The sequence below is a fragment of the Shinella sp. JR1-6 genome, from assembly GCF_004284735.1.
In the GTDB taxonomy this organism is placed as follows: domain Bacteria; phylum Pseudomonadota; class Alphaproteobacteria; order Rhizobiales; family Rhizobiaceae; genus Shinella.
This window is the reverse complement of sequence record NZ_SHMI01000002.1, coordinates 238132-254463: the sequence shown is the minus strand read 5'-3', so window position 1 is coordinate 254463 and position 16332 is coordinate 238132. Positions and strand designations below refer to the sequence as shown.

Genomic DNA, 16332 nt, shown 5'->3' with positions numbered 1-16332 from the left:
GCGATCACACGTTTTCCAGTTTCAGTGTCTTGGTAAGGGCGGAGATTTCCGCCCGGGTCGGGAAGGAGGAGAGCGTGCCGGGGCGGCCGACGGCAATACCGGCCGCTCGTGTCGCCAGCAGCGCGGCGTCCGGCAGCAATGCCCCCTGGGCAAGAAGGCCCACCAGCGTGCCCGCGAAACAATCACCCGCGCCGCTGGCATCGACGGCCTCCACCTCTCCGGGCGGCAGGCGGATGCCGGACGAGGCCCCCTCATCGAGAAGCAGGGCGCCTGCGCTGCCGAGCGTGACGATGGCGCTGCCGGCGCCCATGGCGAGCAGGCGGTGCGCGGCGCGCTCGGCAGCGGCCTCGCCGGTCAGGGCTTTCGCCTCCGGCCGGTTGACGACGATGAGCGACACCGCCGAAAGATCGAACGGGTCGGCTGGCAGCGGGCTCGGATTGAGGACCGTGACGAGGCCTGCGGACCGCGCCGCCGCCAGGCAGGCCAGTGTCGCCGCCTGCGGGAGATTGCCCTGCATCAGAAGGATGTCCCCGGCTGCCCATGTGTCGCCGAGGGCGGTCATGGCGAGCGGGTCGAAGGCTTCCGCACAGGCTGCGGCGGTAACGATGACGTTTTCGCCGTCACGGTCGATCATGATCACCGAGCGGTCGCAGGACAAATCGAGATGCAGGAGGTGAAGCGCCGGGATTTCGGCGGCGATCCGCCTCTCTACCCAGTCGCTCGCCGCATCGCGACCGACCGGCGCCCAGAGGGCCACCGCGGCCCCCGTGCGTGTCGCGGCGACCGCCTGGTTGGCGCCCTTACCACCCGGGCCGTCGCCGGCAGCGGTCGCATTCAACGTTTCGCCGGGCAGCGGCAAGCGCTCCAGGCGAAAGCTCGTATCGATGCAGACATTGCCGACGACGTGAATGGTCATGGGACGCGTTCCTGGGCTCTCCGGTCAGTCCGTCGCCCAGGCGAGCATCTGCTCGAACAGGGTCTTATAGCCCGGCCAGGCGATGAATTCCGGCGGCAGCCAGTGCGGGCCGACATCGGAGGTCCAGACCAGCGTGCGGCCCTTTTCATAGGTGCCGGTGACGAGCAGCGGCAACGAGCCGTACTCGCTGGAGACCGTCATCAGCTGGTTGGCGCCGTCCTTCAGCGTCACTTCGTTGAAGCCGAGCAGGTAGGGGAATTCGCCGGAAATGCCCGACAGGATCGGGTGCGACGCATCGCCTGACACGACGGGCGTAAAGCCCTCCGGCACCTCGACTCGGTCATCGACCGAGAGGCAGGAGACGGGCAGGACTTCTTCGACGGCGGTGTTGCGGAAGCGCGCGCCGCCATTGATGCCCTGGAAGGAATAGTAGCCGCCGAACATCAGGAGCGCGCCGCCCTTGGCGACGTAGTCACGCAGCAGCTTCAGGCGGTTCGGCGTGCGGCGGGAATGGATCCAGGTGTCGGGATGCAGGAGCAGCGTGTTGGCGCCGATATCCGAGAGCACGATGGCGTCATAGGCCTCAAGGCCCTCCAGCGTGTTCGGAAACTCCTTCTGCGCCTCGTGCGCCGGCATGAAGGTGACGTCGAACGGGCTGTCCTTCAGCGCCTTCAAGAGTTCATCGGCGCCGGTGTGGTAGGTGACGGTCGGAAACTGGTCGAAGCCCTTGATATGGGTCGCGGTCGACACCCAGGATTCGCCGGCGAGCAGCACTTTCTTCTTGGTCATGGTAACTCCTTGAACGGTTGGCCGGCGCTCAATGCGCGGCGGAGAAAACGGATTTCGGATTGTCGATCAGCATGCGGTCGATCGCCGCCTGCTCGACGCCGTGCCGCTTCAGGCGCGGCAGGAAATGCTTGAGGATATAACCGTAGCCGAAGCCGCCGTAACGGGTGAGCATGATCTTGAGGAACACGTCCTGCGAGAGCAGCAGACGGTCGGCAAACCCCTTGTCGACGAGGGCCGCGATGGCGCGGGCGTTCTCCTCGTCGGACGGCGACTGGGCGTCCTGGTCGGCATAGTAGTAGTCCATGCCGATCATATCATACTCCAGGAAGGCGCCGCGCTTTGCGAGCGCCATCTGGTAGTCTGGGTCGCCGTGGCTCGGGTTCATGTGGCAGAGCACGGTATGCGCGGGATCGGCCCCCTCCTCCTCCACCACATCGAGCACGCGGTGGGCGAGGCGCTCCCAGCCGGGCAGGTGGATGGAGAGCGGCAGACCGGTGATGCGCGCCGCCCGCGCCGAGGCGCGCAGCGATTTTTCCTCCTCGGCGGTGAAGTTCCGGCTGACGCCGACCTCGCCGATGATACCCGCCATGATCTCCGGCTGGCTCTCGCCGCCGCCGACATCCGCGACGATGAACTGCGTCACCTCTTCCACATCCATCGCCTTCAGCCAGTCAGGATGGGTGTGTTCGAGGTAGAAGCCGGTGCCCATGACGATGCGCAGCCCGGACATGCGGGCGATGCGGGCAAGACCGGCCGCGTCGCGCCCGATACCGAAATTCGTCGTCTCCACCACGGTGCAGCCGCCCAGCCCCTGGAAACGCTTCAACTCGCTGAGCGCCAGGTCCCCGTCATCGAGCGAGACATTGTCCCGGTTCATGTAGGGGTTCATCCGGAGGTCACCGACGATCTCGATGGAAACCTTCTGCTCGGCGATCGCCTTCTCGTCGGGATGGCAGGGGCAGATCCAGCTGCGTGCGCCGTCGAGGAAGATATGCTCGTGCATCAGCGTCACGCCGAGGTCGTCGACGGGGATCGGGCCGGTCACGGTCATTGCGGTGCCGGACTTCACGCCGATGGGATGGCGCTTCCTCGGCTCCTCGGCAAAGAGGTGGTCGAGCATGTCAGCGTCCCCTCGCCCCGCCCTTGAAGAGGCGGAAGTTGAGCCAGATCGCGACCAGGATGATGAAGCCGGTGACGATGGGTGTGAAGAAGGGCGAAAGATGCGACAGGATGAGGCCGTTCGCCAGCACCGCGACCGTCAGCGCCCCGAGAATCGTGCCGACGAGTGAACCGCGCCCGCCGAACAGGCTGGTGCCGCCAAGCACCACGGCCGCGATAACATCGAGCTCGAATCCCTGCCCCGCATTCGAGGAGCCGGAGCCGAGGCGGGCGGAGAGGATGACCCCAGCCGCTGCCGAAGCTGCACCCGACAGGACATAGACCCAGAGGATGATGCGCTGCGTGTTGACGCCGGCCCGGCGCGTCGCCTCCGCATTGGCGCCGACCCCGGTGACGTAGCGGCCGAAATGGGTCTCGTTGAAGGCGATATAGGCGACGATCAGCACGACGATGGCGATGAGCGCCGGCGCCGGAATGCCGAGGATCCAGGCCCTACCGATGGCGACGAACGGGCTCGTCGGTTCGATCGGGATCGAATAGCCGCCGGTGATCAGAAGCGCGAAGCCGCGGATGACGGAAAGGCCGGCGAGCGTGACGATGAAGGCGGGAATGCGCTCGTAGGCGATGAAATAGCCCTGGATCAGCCCCACCGTGCCGCCGAGTGCGAGCATCAGCAGAATGGCGAGCGGCCAGGGAACGCCGGCCTGCAGGGCGGCAGCGGACAGCGTGGCGGTCAGCGCGAGGACGGAGCCGACGGAAAGGTCGATGCCGCCTGTCGTGATGACGAAGGTCATGGCGGCAGCGACGATCAGCAGCGGCGCGGACTGGCGGATGATGTTCAGAAGGTTCGGCGCCGTGAGAAAGGCATCCGTCGTCACCGCGAAGAAGAGGCAGCAGACGATGAAGAACAGCGCGATCGACATGACGCCGCCATTGGCGACGATTTTGTCGAGGATGGTCGCCTCACGCAGACGCGGGGGATGGCTGGAATAGGCGTTGGGCTCGGAGCTCATGCGGAGGCGCCTCGTTCCTGATGATTGTTGCCGGCAGAACGGGCGGTGAACTTCCGCCCGACGATGAGATTGACGACATCCTCGATATTGGTGTCCTCGATGCGCCGCTCGGCGACGTTCCGGCCCTCGTACATCACCTGGATGCGATCGCAGACCAGGAACAGGTCCTGCAGCCGGTGCGTGATGAGGATGACGGAAACCCCGCGCTTCGAGACGGTACGGATGAGTTCGAGAACGGCCTCGACCTCGGCGACGGCAAGGGCTGCCGTCGGCTCGTCCATGATCAGAACGGAGGGATTGAAGGACGCGGCGCGGCCGATCGCGATCGACTGGCGCTGGCCGCCGGAGAGGTTCTCCACCTTCATGCGTGTGTCGGGAATGACGATACCGAGATTGGAGAGCATGTCGCGCGCCCGCTCGTGCATCGTCCGCTTGTCGAGCATCGGCACGCCGGCGAGGCGCCGCTTCGGCTCGCGGCCGAGGAAGAGGTTGCCCGCGACGTCGATCGTGTCGCAGAGGGCGAGGTCCTGGTAGACCATTTCGATGCGCGCGGCGCGCGCCTCCGCCGGAGAGGTGAAGGAAACCGGCCGGCCGTCGATCTCTATCGTGCCGGTATCGGGGATGACGGCGCCCGAAAGCACCTTGCTGATGGTGGATTTTCCCGCGCCGTTGTCGCCCACCAGCCCGAGCACTTCGCCAGGCTTGAGGTTGAGCGAGGCGTTGTCGAGCGATTGCAAAGCGCCATAGCGCTTGGATATGCCGGTCATCCGGACGCGGCTGACGTCACTATCGGTCATGTTCGATGGCCCCTGGAGGAGGTTCCGGTTGCCCGATCCGCCAAGCGGACCGGGCAGCGGCGGTTCGGCTTACTTGAACATATCGCGATACTGGTCGACGTTCGCCTTAGTGACGATCGTCACCGGAACGTTGATGATCGGCTCGATTGTCTCGCCCTTCTTCACCTTGACGAGCGCTTCGACGGCGGCCTTGCCTTCACCGGCCGGGTCCTGCTGGATGACGGCGGTGACAAAACCCTGGTCGATGCCGTCGATGGCGGATTTCGTCAGGTCCCAACCGAAGACCTTGATCGTGTCGCCGCGGCCCTGGCTGGCGACGGCGGAGACTGCGCCGAGCAGCGCTGGCTCGCCGGTGGCGTAGAGCGCGTTCATGTCGGGATTGGCGGTCATCAGGTTTTCCGCCGCTGCAAGCGCGACGTCCTGCACGTTCTGGCCGTCCACGGTGTTGAGGAACTCGACCTTCTGGCCGCCCTCGCCGACCGCCGCTTTGAAGCCGTCGAGGCGCTGGTTCTGGATGAAGGAGTTGAGCGCGCCGACGACGCCGACCTTGGCCGCGCCGCCCATGTCGCTCTTCACGTAATCGGAGAAGAACTTGCCGATTTCACCGCCTGCCGCCGTGTTGTCGACGCCGACGAAGGCGATGTTGTCGCCATCGGGGATCTGCGCGTCGATGGCGATGACGGGGATGCCGGCATTCTTGGCGGCGGTAATGGCCGGCTTCACGCCGTTGACATCGATGGCGACCAGAATGATGCCGTCGACCTTCTGGGTGATGTAGGTCTCGATCGCATCGTTCTGGGCAGAAGGCACGTTGTTGGCGTTGAAGATGACGAGCTCGGCGCCGGCTTCCTTGGCCGCCGCACTGGCACCGTCATTGATCTGGTTGAAGAACAGCGCCTGCTGGTTGATGGTGACGAGCGCGAACGTATCGGCGAAGGCGTTTGCGGCGCCCATGGAAAGCGTCATGGCAACGGCTGCAGCGCAGCCGAGGAGATATTTGGTCCGACCCATTTTGATGTTCCCCTTGTTTGATGCCGTTGGCGGCAACCGGAATTTACGAGAGGCATTATTCAAGTGACTTGAATTTATGTCAAGAGACTTGAATTGCGCGCCTGCAAAATCCGCTGGGGAGATTTTTAAAGAGGAATATCAGAAGGTTGGCGGCGTGTTCACCCAGAAGATCGAGGCACGCTCGGCTCCGACATTGCGATACCAGTGCGCAAGCTCGGAATTGAACACGAAACTGTCGCCCGCCGAAAGCCGGAAGGTCTTGTCACCGATCATCAGCTCGATCTCGCCGACCAGCACGTATCCCACTTCTTCCCCGACATGCTGGATCGGCCCGGCGCTCTGGCCGCCTGCGTCGATATGGTGGATGTTGCACTGGAGAAGATGGCCGGTCGAATAGGGAATGATGCGCTCGAGCGAGATGCCTTCGCCGCGCCGGAGAGGATCGAGCGCGATGAGCGGACGGGTCCCCGCGCGGAACACAACGCCCTCCTCGCCATCGGTCTCCTCGAACATCCAGCCGATATTGGAATCGAGCGCCCGTACCAGGCGGTGCAGCATGGGCAGCGAGGGTGAAGCCTTGCCGTTCTCGATCTTCGACAACAGGCTTTCGGAACATTCCGCCGCCAGCGCGAGCGCCTTCAGCGTCAGCCCGCGCGTCTGGCGGGCGAGCTTCAGGCGCGCGCCGAGCCGCACGGGATTCGACTGGATCCTGTCCTCCCGGCTGCTGTCAGACGGTAAAGGCGGCTTGAGCATGTTCATGATATGAGTATCGCATTGATCGAGACCGCAATCATAAATCCTTCAATCGACGGCTGTCCAGAGACCGCCGCACGCCCGTCAGGCGCCACTTAAGCGACGACGACCGCAAGCACGCTGACGCAATCGCCGGGCTTGACCAGCCCAGGGAAATGGCGTGCCACAAGGATGCCGTCCATCTTCGCCGTCACCTCCAGCGGCGCGGCGCCGGTACGGCCAACGGGATAGATACGGGCAACAACGGCACCGGCCGCGACCTGATCGCCGAGATCGAACAGCGGTTCGATGAGCCCGCCGTCCTCGGCAAAGGAGAAGCAACTGCCATCGGGCATGTCGAGCCAGGTCGTCCCGGACGCCCCGACCGCGCCTCTCAGGATACCCGCCGCCTTCAGCACATTCGCGACGCCCCGCTTGGCGATGCCGGCACTTTTCGCCGTCGCCGTGCCGCCACCGCCGAGTTCCGTTGTGATGAAGACCTTGCCCATCTCCTCGGCGGCCGTGTCGTACATGCCGACCGCATCGATCTCCAGCATCTTCATCGACCAGGGCGCGCCGAAGGCGCTGACGAGGTCGAAGGCCTTTGCCTCCTGCGCCTTGTCGGGCAGGATGTGGGCGGCGCAGAAAGGCAGGAAATCAAGCGTTTTTCCGCCGGAATGGAAGTCGAGAACGACATCGGCGAGCGGCAGCAGCGAGCGCTGGAAATAGTCGGCGATCTTTTGGGTCACCGTTCCATCCGGCGCGCCGGGGAAGCTCCGGTTCATGTTGCCCCTGTCGATCGGGGAGGTGCGCGTGCCGGCAAGGAAGGCCGGATAATTCATCGCGGGCACGATGATGATGCGGCCGGTCACCTCCTCGTCTCTCAGCGAACGGGCAAGATCGAAGAGCGCGATCGGCCCCTCGTATTCGTCGCCATGATTGCCGCCGGTGAGGAGCGCGGTCGGCCCCTCCCCGTTCTTGATGACCGTCACCGGGATCATCACAGAGCCCCAGGCCGAATCGTCCCGGCTGTAGGGCAGACGCAGGAAGCCGTGCTGCACGCCTTCGGCTGAGAAATCGACTGTGGGCGCAATAGGAGAAGCGCGCATGGTTCAGTCCTTCACGAGAAGCTTGCGCGGCACGTCGGCGAAGCATTCGACACCGGTCTCGGTGATGAGAATGCTCTCCGTCGTCTCGAAGCCCATGTCCTCGAGCCAGAGGCCCGTCATGAAGTGGAAGGTCATGCCCGGCTTGAGCTCGGTCCTGTCGCCGGGGCGAAGGCTCATCGTGCGCTCGCCCCAGTCCGGCGGATAGGAGACACCGATCGGGTAGCCCGTGCGGTTGTCCTTGACGATGCCGTACTTTTTCAGCACCGCGAAGAAGGCGTTGGCGATGTGCTCGCAGGTGTTTCCGGGTTTGGCCACGGCAAGGCCCGCCTCCATACCCTCCAGCGTCGCCTTTTCGGCATCGAGGAAGGCCTGTGTCGGCTTGCCGAGGAAGACGGTGCGCGAGAGCGGCAGGTGATAGCGGTTGTAGCAACCGGCGATCTCGAAGAAGGTGCCCTCGCCCGACTTCATCGGCCGGTCGTCCCAGGTGAGATGCGGCGCGGAGGCCTCGACGCCGGACGGAAGCAACGGCACGATGGCCGGATAGTCGCCGCCGATGCCCTCCGTGCCGCGGATGCCGGCGTCATAGATCTCGGCGACGAGATCGCATTTGCGCATGCCGACCTCGATCCTGTCGAAGATGCGCTGGTGCATCTTCTCGACGATGCGCGCGGCATTGCGCATGTATCGGATTTCCGTCTCGCTCTTGACCGCGCGCTGCCAGTTGACGAGCGCAGTGGCATCGACAAACCGGGCATTCGGCAGGTGTTTCTGGAGCGAGGCGAAAGCCGCGGCGGAGAACCAGTAGTTGTCCATTTCGACGCCGATGGTCATTTTCTCGAGACCGCGTTCGGCAAGCCTGGCGGAGAGATAGTCCATCGGGTGGCGTTCGGTGGACTGCACATAGTTGTCGGGATAGCCGATGATGTTCTCGTGCTTCAGATAGGCGGTGAATTTCGCGCCATTGGCGTCCTGTCCGCGGCCGTACCAGATCGGCTCGCCGGCCGGCGGTACGACGACGCACTGGTGTACGTAGAAGGACCAGCCGTCGTAGCCCGTCAGCCAGTTCATGTTCGAGGGATCGCTGACGATCAGGACGTCGATCCCCTTGGCCTCCATGGCCTTTCGCGTCTTTTGAAGACGCGTTTCATATTCCGGAAGTGAGAACTTCAGGTTCGCTTGTTTCATCGGTTTTTCCTCTGTACCCGGCTGGTCTTCCGCTAACGGGAGGCCGGTCTCAACTTTCGAAGGTCGCGCCGGCCCCGGCCGCCGCCGCGCGAGCGGCGGCGAGCGTTGCGATGGCGGTGTCCTGGATGCCCGTGCCGGTAAGATCCGCCACGGTGATCTGCTCGGGGCCGGAGCGGCCCGGTTTGCGCCCGGCAATGATCTCGCCGAGTTCGGTGAAGAGGGCGCCCTCCGTCACAAGGCCGGCCTCGATGGCGTGGTGCAACTCGCCAAGCCTGCGCGTCTGCTTGAGGCTGTCGGCGACATAGAGACCCGCCCCGGTGACGATGGCAGGTTCGATCTCGTTCTTGTGCTCGGCATCCGAGCCCATCGCGGTGACGTGCTGGCCCGGCTGGAGCCAATCGGCCTTGAGGATCGGCGTTTCCGACGGCGTCGTGGTGATCACGACATCCGCGCCATCGACCGCCGCCCGGCCGCTCGCGTCGGCACGCACGGGAAAACCGAGCTTTTTCGCCAGCTCCGCCGCGACAGCCTCCGCCTTTTCCACCTCCCGCGCCCAGATGCGCGCCTCCCGGATGGGGCGCACCAGGCTCAAGGCTTCAAGCTGCAGTTTCGCCTGCATGCCCGCACCGAGGATCGCGGCAACGGAGGCGTCCTCACGCGAAAGATGCTTCGCCGCCACCGCGCCGGCCGCGGCGGTGCGCACGTCCGTGAGATAGCCGTTGTCGAGCAGGACGGCCTGCACGAGGCCGGTCTTCGTCGAAAACAGCACCATCAGGCCGTTGGTGCTCGGCAAGCCGATCTTCGGGTTGTCGAAGAAGCCGGGGCTGATCTTGATGGCGAAGCCATCGAGGCCGGGCACATAGGCGGTCTTCACATCCACCTCGCCGCGATGCTCGGGAATGTCGAGCCGGAGGATCGGCGGCATGGCGACGGCCTTGGTGGCGAGCGCATGAAACGCATTCTCCACGCAGTCGATCGCTTCGAGATCGAGCGGGACGATGCGCCGCAACTCCGCTTCGGTGAGTATCTTCATCGTCGTCACGCCCTCTCCTCCGCAAAGGGATCCACCGCGCCGTCAAGAACCCGTTTGTGCAGGCCCATATCCACATTCCGGCCGGAAAGGACGATGGCCACCGGACCGTCCAGCCGGCCGAGCCGGCCGGAGAGCAGCGCCGCGATGCCGACCGCCGCCGCCCCCTCGATCACCTCACGCTCCTCGGCATAGGCATGGCGCATACCGGCGGCGATCTCCGCTTCGGAGAGCAGGATCACATCGTCGAGCAGCGCGCGGCACATCTGAAAGGTCACGGCATTGTCGAGGCCGATGCCGCCGCCGAGGGAATCCGCAAGGCTTGCGACCTCCTCGACCTCGATCGGCCGTCCGGCAACAAGGCTCGCCTTCATCGCCGCACCGCGCTGCATGGTGAGGCCGATGACGCGCGCCTTCGGAACACGCCCCTTCACCGCCGCGGCGACACCTGCTGCCAACCCGCCACCGGAGAGCGGCACAAGCACGGTCGACACATCCGGCATCGCCTCCGCGATCTCCAGTCCGAGCGTGCCCTGCCCGGCCACCACGGCCCTGTTGTCGAAGGGCGGCACCATGACGAGGCCCTCTTCGGCCACCAGTCGCTCCACCTCGACCTGCGCCTCGTCCTGCGACCGGCCGGTGATGCGCACATCGGCGCCGAGCCGGCGGATTTCCGAGACCTTGTTCTCCGGCACCAGCCGCGACATGCAGATCGTCGCGACCGATCCTTCGACCTTCGCCGCATAGGCAAGCGCCCGGCCATGGTTGCCGGTCGAGGCCGCCACGACGCCACGCGCCCGCTCGCCCGGCGAGAGCGACAGGACGGCATTCGTCGCACCACGCAGCTTGAAGCTGCCGGTCGTCTGGTGGTGCTCGAGCTTCAGCCCGACCGGCACGCCGCAGCGCTCGGCCAGCGATGCCGACGGCACGAAGGGCGTGCGCAGGATGCGACCGTCGATGCGCCGGGCCGCCTGCTCGATATCTGCCATGGTCACGGGGAGATCTGACGTCGTCATGCGTCACCGCCCGGATAGGCGCAGGTCATCAGCCGGCCGAGCGCCGGCCGGGCGGTCTCGTCGCCGCAAAGGTGCAGGCACGCCCAGGCGGTGGCGAGGTTGCTGGTAACGACCGGCCTGCCGATGGCAGCCTCGATCTTCGCCGCCACGCCCGCCGCGCGCACGGCAGTGCAGGAGATGAAGAGCGCGTCGCAATCCGGCGCCGTCGCTTCCTTCGCGAAGGCGATGATCTCTTCCGGGGAAATCCGCGCCATGTCCCGATCGTCGGAGAGGCCGAGGCAGGTGAAACGGGCAATGTCGAAGCCGAGCGCCAGAAAATAGTCGGCCATCGGCCGGCTGGTGTCGAGCGTATAGGGCGTCAGCACGGATATCCGCCTCGCGCCGAGGGCCTTCAGGCCAGAAACCGCGGCAGCGGTCGGCGTCACGACCGTGGCGGTGGGCTTGGCTGCCCTGATCGCGGCCTTCACCATCGCATCGCCGATGACGACGGAGGCCGAGGTGCAGGAATACATCACCACATCCAGGGACTCGTCCGGCAAGATCAGTGCCGCGCCCGCCGTCAACGAGGGCTGCATGGCGGCAAGGTTCTCCGGCGTCACCGGATTGGCATAGGGAATGCGGGTGGCGTAGACGCCGATGCGCTCATTCGCCACCATGCGCTGGAAGTCCACCTCCGTCGTGTGGTCGGTCGCCAGAATGATCAGGCCGAGACGTTTTTCCAGCGGCCGGTCGTCGAGTTTTGGTGCGCGGGAAGCGAGCGCGAGATCAAAGGTGCGCATCAGCGTTCCTCCACCCGGGCGTAACGTTCTTCCAGCCAGCGCAGGAAGACGACGGAGATCAGGCTCATGATCAGGAAGAACACGCCGACCAACGTCATCGGCTCGATGTAGCGATAGCTGCTGTTGGCGACGCTTTTCGCCTGGTTCATCAGTTCCAGCACCGTGATGGCCGACAGCAGCGGCGTCTCCTTGAACATGGCGATGAGATAGTTGGCGAGGGCCGGGATCATCGGCGGGATCGCCTGCGGCAGGATGACGTGGATCCAGGTCTGGCGGCCGCTGAGGTTCGTCGCCTTCGCCGCCTCCCATTGCCCGCGCGGCACGTTCTCGATGCCCGCGCGATACACCTCCGCGGCATAAGTGCCGTAGTGCAGGCCGAGCCCGATGACGCCGGCGAGCAGCGCCGGCAACCGGATGCCGATGTCCGGCAGCACATAAAAGATGAAATAGAGCTGCACGAGCAGCGGCGTGCCGCGAATGAACTCGACGACGAAGCCCGTGGCCCTGGCAACCGGTTTCGGCGCCGTCATGCGCAGGATCGCGAAGACGAGGCCGATGGCTGCGGCGAGCACCGCACCGAGAGCGGTCGCAAGAATGGTGATCTTCAGCCCCTCGAGGAGGGTCGGCATGATTTCCCAGACGAAATTCCAGTCCCATTCCATCGTCAGGTCCTCACACCATCGAGACCACGGGTGATCCGGCGCTCCAGCCAGCGCATGCTGGTGGAGATGGCGAGCGCCATCAGGAAGTAGAGGACGAGGATCGTCGCAAAGGGGATCAGCGTGCTGCCGGTCTGCGCGCGCACCACCTGGGCCTGGAATGTCATGTCGGTGAGCGAGATCAGCGAGACGACGGCCGTGGCCTTCAGAAGTTCGATTGCGTTGTTGCAGAAGGTCGGCAGCATCAAGGGCAGCGCCTGCGGCAGAATGACATGGCGCATCGCCTGGCCGCGCGTCAAGTTCAGCGCGATGCAGGCCTCGCGCTGCTCCCGGCCAATCGCCTTGACCGCGCCGCGCACCACCTCCGCGCCGTAGGCTCCGACATTGAGCCCCAGCGCCAGAACGCCGGCCTGGAGCGGCGACAGCGTGACGCCGGTGAGCGGCAGCACGAAATAGACCCAGAAGAGCTGCACGAAGATCGAGGTGCCGCGGAAGAACTCGATGTAGGCGGTGGCCAGCGCCCGGACCGCCATGAAGCGGCTGACGCGCCCGAGCCCGGCGATAAACGCCATGACAACGGCGAGCGCCGAGCCCATCACGGTGAGCTGCAGCGTCACCAGCGCGCCTTGCAGGATCAAGCCTATATAGCCGGACCAGTCGGTCATGGTGTGTTCCAAGTTAGCTTCGACGGGGCAGCGCCCCTCATCCACCTGCCGGCCCCTTCTCCCCGCAAGCGGGGAGAAGGGAGAACAGGAGCCGACTTCCGTCCATCAAAGACACTTGATGATGGGAAACCGTGGCCACCAGCCCCTTCTCCCCGCTTGCGGGGAGAAGGTCGCGGCAGCGGGATGAGGGGCAAATCCGCCATCCTCACTTCGCCGCGCAGAGCTTTTCGCGCGTCGTCGACATCGCCGCGGCGGCGGAAAAGCCATAGGGCTCGATGATCTTGGCAAACTCGCCCGTCTCCTTCAGCTTGGCGAGCTCGACGTCGAAGGCGTCCCGCAACGCTTCGTCACCCTTGCGGAAGGCAGCGCCGTCGCAATAGACCGGAGCGCCCTCGACAGGCGCGACGACCTCGATGTTCGGATCATTCGCCTTGGAAACGAGGTCGTTGATCGAGAGGACCGGCAGCGAATAGACGTCGATGCGGCCGTCCTGGAGCATTTTCAGGCCGCTCTGGCCGTCCGGCACGACAATGACGCGGTCACGCGGCACGCCGGCTTCGAGCGCCAGCTTCTCTTCCGTGCCACCACCCGGCGCGCCGATCTTCGCGTCCGGATTGTCGGCGATGTCCTTGTAGCTCTTGAAACCGAGCGGGTTGCCCTTCTTCAGCGCGAAAGCCTCCGCGTCACACAGGACCGGCTCCGAATAGGCGACAGCGGCGCAACGCTCCGGCTTCATGAAAAGACCGGCGGTGACGACGTCGTGGCGGCGGGCCTGGAGCCCCGGGATCATCGCGCCATATTCCGAGATCGAGGCGACGATATCGGCAACGCCGAGGCGCTTGAAGACCTCGCGGGCGACATCGGGCGCGGCGCCCGAAACCTTGCCGTCGGCGGCGACCGCCGTGAACGGCGGCTCGTTGGCTATGGCGACGCGGGCAAAGCCTTGTTCCTTCAGTTCCGCAAGCTTGCTGTCATCGGCAAAAGCCGGCGCGGCGGCAACGACCGCCATCAGCGCGCTCGCGCTGGCGGCAATGGTCAAAAATGTCCTCATGCTCATTGTTTCCAACTCCTCTGGCTGTCCCTGGTTGTTGTTTGGAGCGTTGTTTCCGAGGGACACCCCTCAGACGCGGTGCCCTGCCGCGATGATCTTGCGCAGGAAGGTTTGCGTGCGTTCCTGCCTTGGATTGCGGAAAATCTCGTCCGGCTTGCCCTCCTCGACGATCTTGCCGCGATCGAAGAACAGGATGCGGTCGGCAAAATCGTGGGCAAAGCCCATCTCGTGCGTGACGAGCAGCATGGTCATGTCGGTCTCGGAAGCGAGCTTGCGCATGACGTTCAGCACCTCCTCGACCAGCTCCGGATCGAGCGCCGAGGTCACCTCGTCAAACAGCATGATCTTGGGAGAAAGCGCGAGAGCACGGGCGATGGCGACACGCTGCTTCTGTCCGCCGGACAGCTGGGCGGGCATGTTCCTCGCCTTGTCGGCAAGGCCCACCATGTCGAGCAACTCCATCGCCCGCTTCTCGGCCGCCGCCTTCGCGACGCCCTTGGTCAGCATCGGCGCCAGCGTGACGTTGTCGAGCACGCATTTGTGCGGAAAGAGATTGAAGTGCTGGAAGACCATGCCGATCTTCTCGCGCATCCTGTGCAAGTGGCGATCGTCCGCCGGCACCAGGCCGCCGTTCTTCGGCATGTGGTAGAGCTGGTCGCCATCGACCTCGATATGGCCGCCGCTGATCGTCTCCAGCGTCATCAGGATGCGCAGGATCGTCGTCTTGCCGGAGCCGGAGGGGCCGATGAGCGCAAGCTTCTCGCCCGGCAGCACCTCCATCGACAGCCCGTCGAGCACGGTCAAGGGACCGTAGCGCTTCACGATGTTGTCGATGCGGATGATGGGTGCGGCCATGCATGTCTCTCCCTGTTGAGACAAGTGATGGCCTAACGATGCGCGGCGATCGAAATCATGTCAATGTAGATAATAATCTCATGACAATTATTGTTTCATCGCCCATTTTCCGGGCACCCATCGTCAAATCGCGAGCAGCAACGCCTCCGGGTTCCCGCTGGCCAGTGAAGCCAGAATGCCAAGGCCCGTGCGAAGTTCCTGCTCCGTCGTCGAGCCGAGGGAAATGCGCACCGCCGGCTGCCAGCCCTGATCCGCGGTGCGGAAGGAAGAGCCGGGCGCGATGGCGACGCCGCGCAGACGCGCCTGCGAGACGAAGCCTTCCTCCGTATGTCCTTCCGGCAGCGGCAACCAGACATGCAGGCTCTGTGGATGCGAGCGGTACGGCAGGCCGGCGAAGACCTCCTCCGCAATGGCATGTCGCACCGCCAGCGCCCGGCGCTGCCAGCTGACGAGCTCCATCGCCGTGCCGTCGCTGACCCAGCGCGTGGCGATCTCGGCAATGGAGGGCGTCGCCATCCAGTTCGAGACGAGATGCCGGTTGGCAACGGCCGCGACATAGCGGTCGGGCGCGGCGAGATAGCCGATGCGCAGGCCCGGCACCGTGATCTTGGTGAAACTCGTCACGTAGAGCGTGCGCTCCGGCGCATAGGCGGTAAGTGGCGGCGCCCTTTCCGCGACGAGCGGCCCTAGAATATCGTTCTCGATGATCGCGATGTCATGGCGCCGCGCCACCTCGGCCAGCGCCTGCCGCCGCTCCGCGCTCATCAGCGTCGCGGTCGGGTTGATGACGGAGGGCTGCAGGAAGACGGCGCGGATGACGCCCTTTCGGCAGGCCTCGTCCAGCGCCTCCGGGATCATGCCGTCGCGGTCGATCGGCAGCCCCTCCAGGTGCAGGCCGAGATAGGTGGAGAGCGGCACCAGCGTGTGGTGGCTGATCGCCTCCGTCGCGACCGTCGCGCCCGGCGGCGCGACGCTCATCAGCGCCACCGTCATGCCCGACGTCGCGCCGTTTGTAAGGCTGATGTTCAGCGGCGAAATGTCGAGCCCGCAGCGCGCCAGCCATTCGGAGGCAACGGTGCGGTGGCGCGGGAACACCATGTTGGGCCGGAAGGAGAGCGCCGAACTCGACGGCAGGTTTTCCGCAAGCCAGCCGAAGGCCGCGCGCATGCGCTCCAGGTGGATCTGCTCGCAGACGGGCTTCAGGATCGACAGGTCGACCAGCTCGCCGAGCCGCTCGGGCAGATAGGGCGGCTCCGGCTCCTTCGGCCGCGTCTGTACGAAGGAGCCGCGGCCGATCTCGCCGGAAATCAGGCCACGGCGGATCAGTTCGTCATAGGCACGACTGACGGTCTGTACGGAGAGTTTCAGCTCGTCGGCGAGCTTGCGGTGTGGCAGAAGGCGTGTACCGTTGGGCAGCAACCCCTCCTGGATGGCGCGGGCGATCTGCTCGGCAAGCGACAGGTAGGCCGGCCGGCGCAATTGGGATATATCGGGTCGCCAATTTGTCATGATTTCAACAGTGCTCAAATTCAGTCCAATTGACAACGCCAAAATGCCTTTCCATTGTCTTTTTCCAAGCTTTGACATGATCTTCGCCCGGAGGGCG

17 protein-coding genes are annotated in these 16332 nt (G+C 65.0%); all 17 read right to left on the bottom strand.

Annotated elements, in window-relative coordinates; all coding sequences use genetic code 11:
• Window positions 1-4: 4 nt before the first annotated feature.
• Window positions 5-916, bottom strand: a complete 912-nt coding sequence (locus tag EXZ48_RS03895) for a PfkB family carbohydrate kinase (protein WP_130514387.1) — start codon at window positions 914-916, stop codon at window positions 5-7.
• Between the two features lie 24 nt (window positions 917-940).
• Window positions 941-1705 carry a glutamine amidotransferase gene (locus tag EXZ48_RS03890; RefSeq protein ID WP_023516088.1) on the bottom strand — a complete coding sequence of 255 codons (765 nt, stop codon included), beginning with the start codon at window positions 1703-1705 and terminating at the stop codon, window positions 941-943.
• A gap of 28 nt (window positions 1706-1733) precedes the next feature.
• Window positions 1734-2825 (bottom strand): phosphotriesterase, encoded by a 1092-nt coding sequence (locus EXZ48_RS03885; RefSeq protein WP_130514386.1) that lies wholly within the window; start codon window positions 2823-2825, stop codon window positions 1734-1736.
• Between the two features lies 1 nt (window position 2826).
• A complete protein-coding gene (locus tag EXZ48_RS03880; RefSeq protein ID WP_245290450.1) occupies window positions 2827-3747 on the bottom strand; it encodes an ABC transporter permease in 921 nt (306 codons plus the stop codon).
• 86 nt (window positions 3748-3833) lie between these two features.
• A complete protein-coding gene (locus EXZ48_RS03875; RefSeq protein ID WP_023516085.1) occupies window positions 3834-4634 on the bottom strand; it encodes an ATP-binding cassette domain-containing protein in 801 nt (266 codons plus the stop codon).
• Between the two features lie 69 nt (window positions 4635-4703).
• A complete protein-coding gene (locus EXZ48_RS03870; protein ID WP_130514385.1) occupies window positions 4704-5645 on the bottom strand; it encodes a substrate-binding domain-containing protein in 942 nt (313 codons plus the stop codon).
• A 138-nt stretch (window positions 5646-5783) separates the two neighbouring features.
• Window positions 5784-6398 (bottom strand): cupin domain-containing protein, encoded by a 615-nt coding sequence (locus EXZ48_RS03865; RefSeq protein WP_050744973.1) that lies wholly within the window; start codon window positions 6396-6398, stop codon window positions 5784-5786.
• 95 nt (window positions 6399-6493) lie between these two features.
• On the bottom strand, window positions 6494-7486 hold the full coding sequence (gene doeB, locus EXZ48_RS03860) for a N(2)-acetyl-L-2,4-diaminobutanoate deacetylase DoeB (RefSeq protein WP_130514384.1): 993 nt from the start codon (window positions 7484-7486) through the stop codon (window positions 6494-6496).
• Window positions 7487-7489: 3 nt separating this feature from the next.
• Entirely contained in the window at window positions 7490-8671 is a 1182-nt protein-coding gene (gene doeA / locus EXZ48_RS03855; RefSeq protein ID WP_130514383.1) for an ectoine hydrolase DoeA, read from the bottom strand.
• Between the two features lie 49 nt (window positions 8672-8720).
• Window positions 8721-9713, bottom strand: coding sequence for an ectoine utilization protein EutC (gene eutC / locus EXZ48_RS03850; RefSeq protein WP_130514382.1), 993 nt, complete (start codon window positions 9711-9713; stop codon window positions 8721-8723).
• The gene (gene eutB / locus EXZ48_RS03845; RefSeq protein WP_130514381.1) at window positions 9710-10717 is read right to left on the bottom strand and encodes a hydroxyectoine utilization dehydratase EutB; all 1008 of its coding nucleotides are present in this window, start codon (window positions 10715-10717) and stop codon (window positions 9710-9712) included. Before eutB ends, eutC begins: the two co-directional genes overlap by 4 nt.
• Window positions 10714-11496, bottom strand: coding sequence for an ectoine utilization protein EutA (gene eutA / locus EXZ48_RS03840; RefSeq protein WP_130514380.1), 783 nt, complete (start codon window positions 11494-11496; stop codon window positions 10714-10716). Before eutA ends, eutB begins: the two co-directional genes overlap by 4 nt.
• Entirely contained in the window at window positions 11496-12158 is a 663-nt protein-coding gene (ehuD, locus tag EXZ48_RS03835; RefSeq protein ID WP_023516077.1) for an ectoine/hydroxyectoine ABC transporter permease subunit EhuD, read from the bottom strand. Before ehuD ends, eutA begins: the two co-directional genes overlap by 1 nt.
• 2 nt (window positions 12159-12160) lie before the next feature.
• Window positions 12161-12820, bottom strand: coding sequence for an ectoine/hydroxyectoine ABC transporter permease subunit EhuC (gene ehuC / locus EXZ48_RS03830; RefSeq protein WP_130514379.1), 660 nt, complete (start codon window positions 12818-12820; stop codon window positions 12161-12163).
• Window positions 12821-13025: 205 nt separating this feature from the next.
• On the bottom strand, window positions 13026-13871 hold the full coding sequence (ehuB, locus tag EXZ48_RS03825; protein ID WP_371687637.1) for an ectoine/hydroxyectoine ABC transporter substrate-binding protein EhuB: 846 nt from the start codon (window positions 13869-13871) through the stop codon (window positions 13026-13028).
• Between the two features lie 69 nt (window positions 13872-13940).
• A complete protein-coding gene (gene ehuA, locus EXZ48_RS03820; RefSeq protein WP_130514377.1) occupies window positions 13941-14726 on the bottom strand; it encodes an ectoine/hydroxyectoine ABC transporter ATP-binding protein EhuA in 786 nt (261 codons plus the stop codon).
• Between the two features lie 123 nt (window positions 14727-14849).
• Window positions 14850-16271, bottom strand: coding sequence for a PLP-dependent aminotransferase family protein (locus EXZ48_RS03815; RefSeq protein ID WP_245461945.1), 1422 nt, complete (start codon window positions 16269-16271; stop codon window positions 14850-14852).
• Window positions 16272-16332 lie beyond the last annotated feature (61 nt).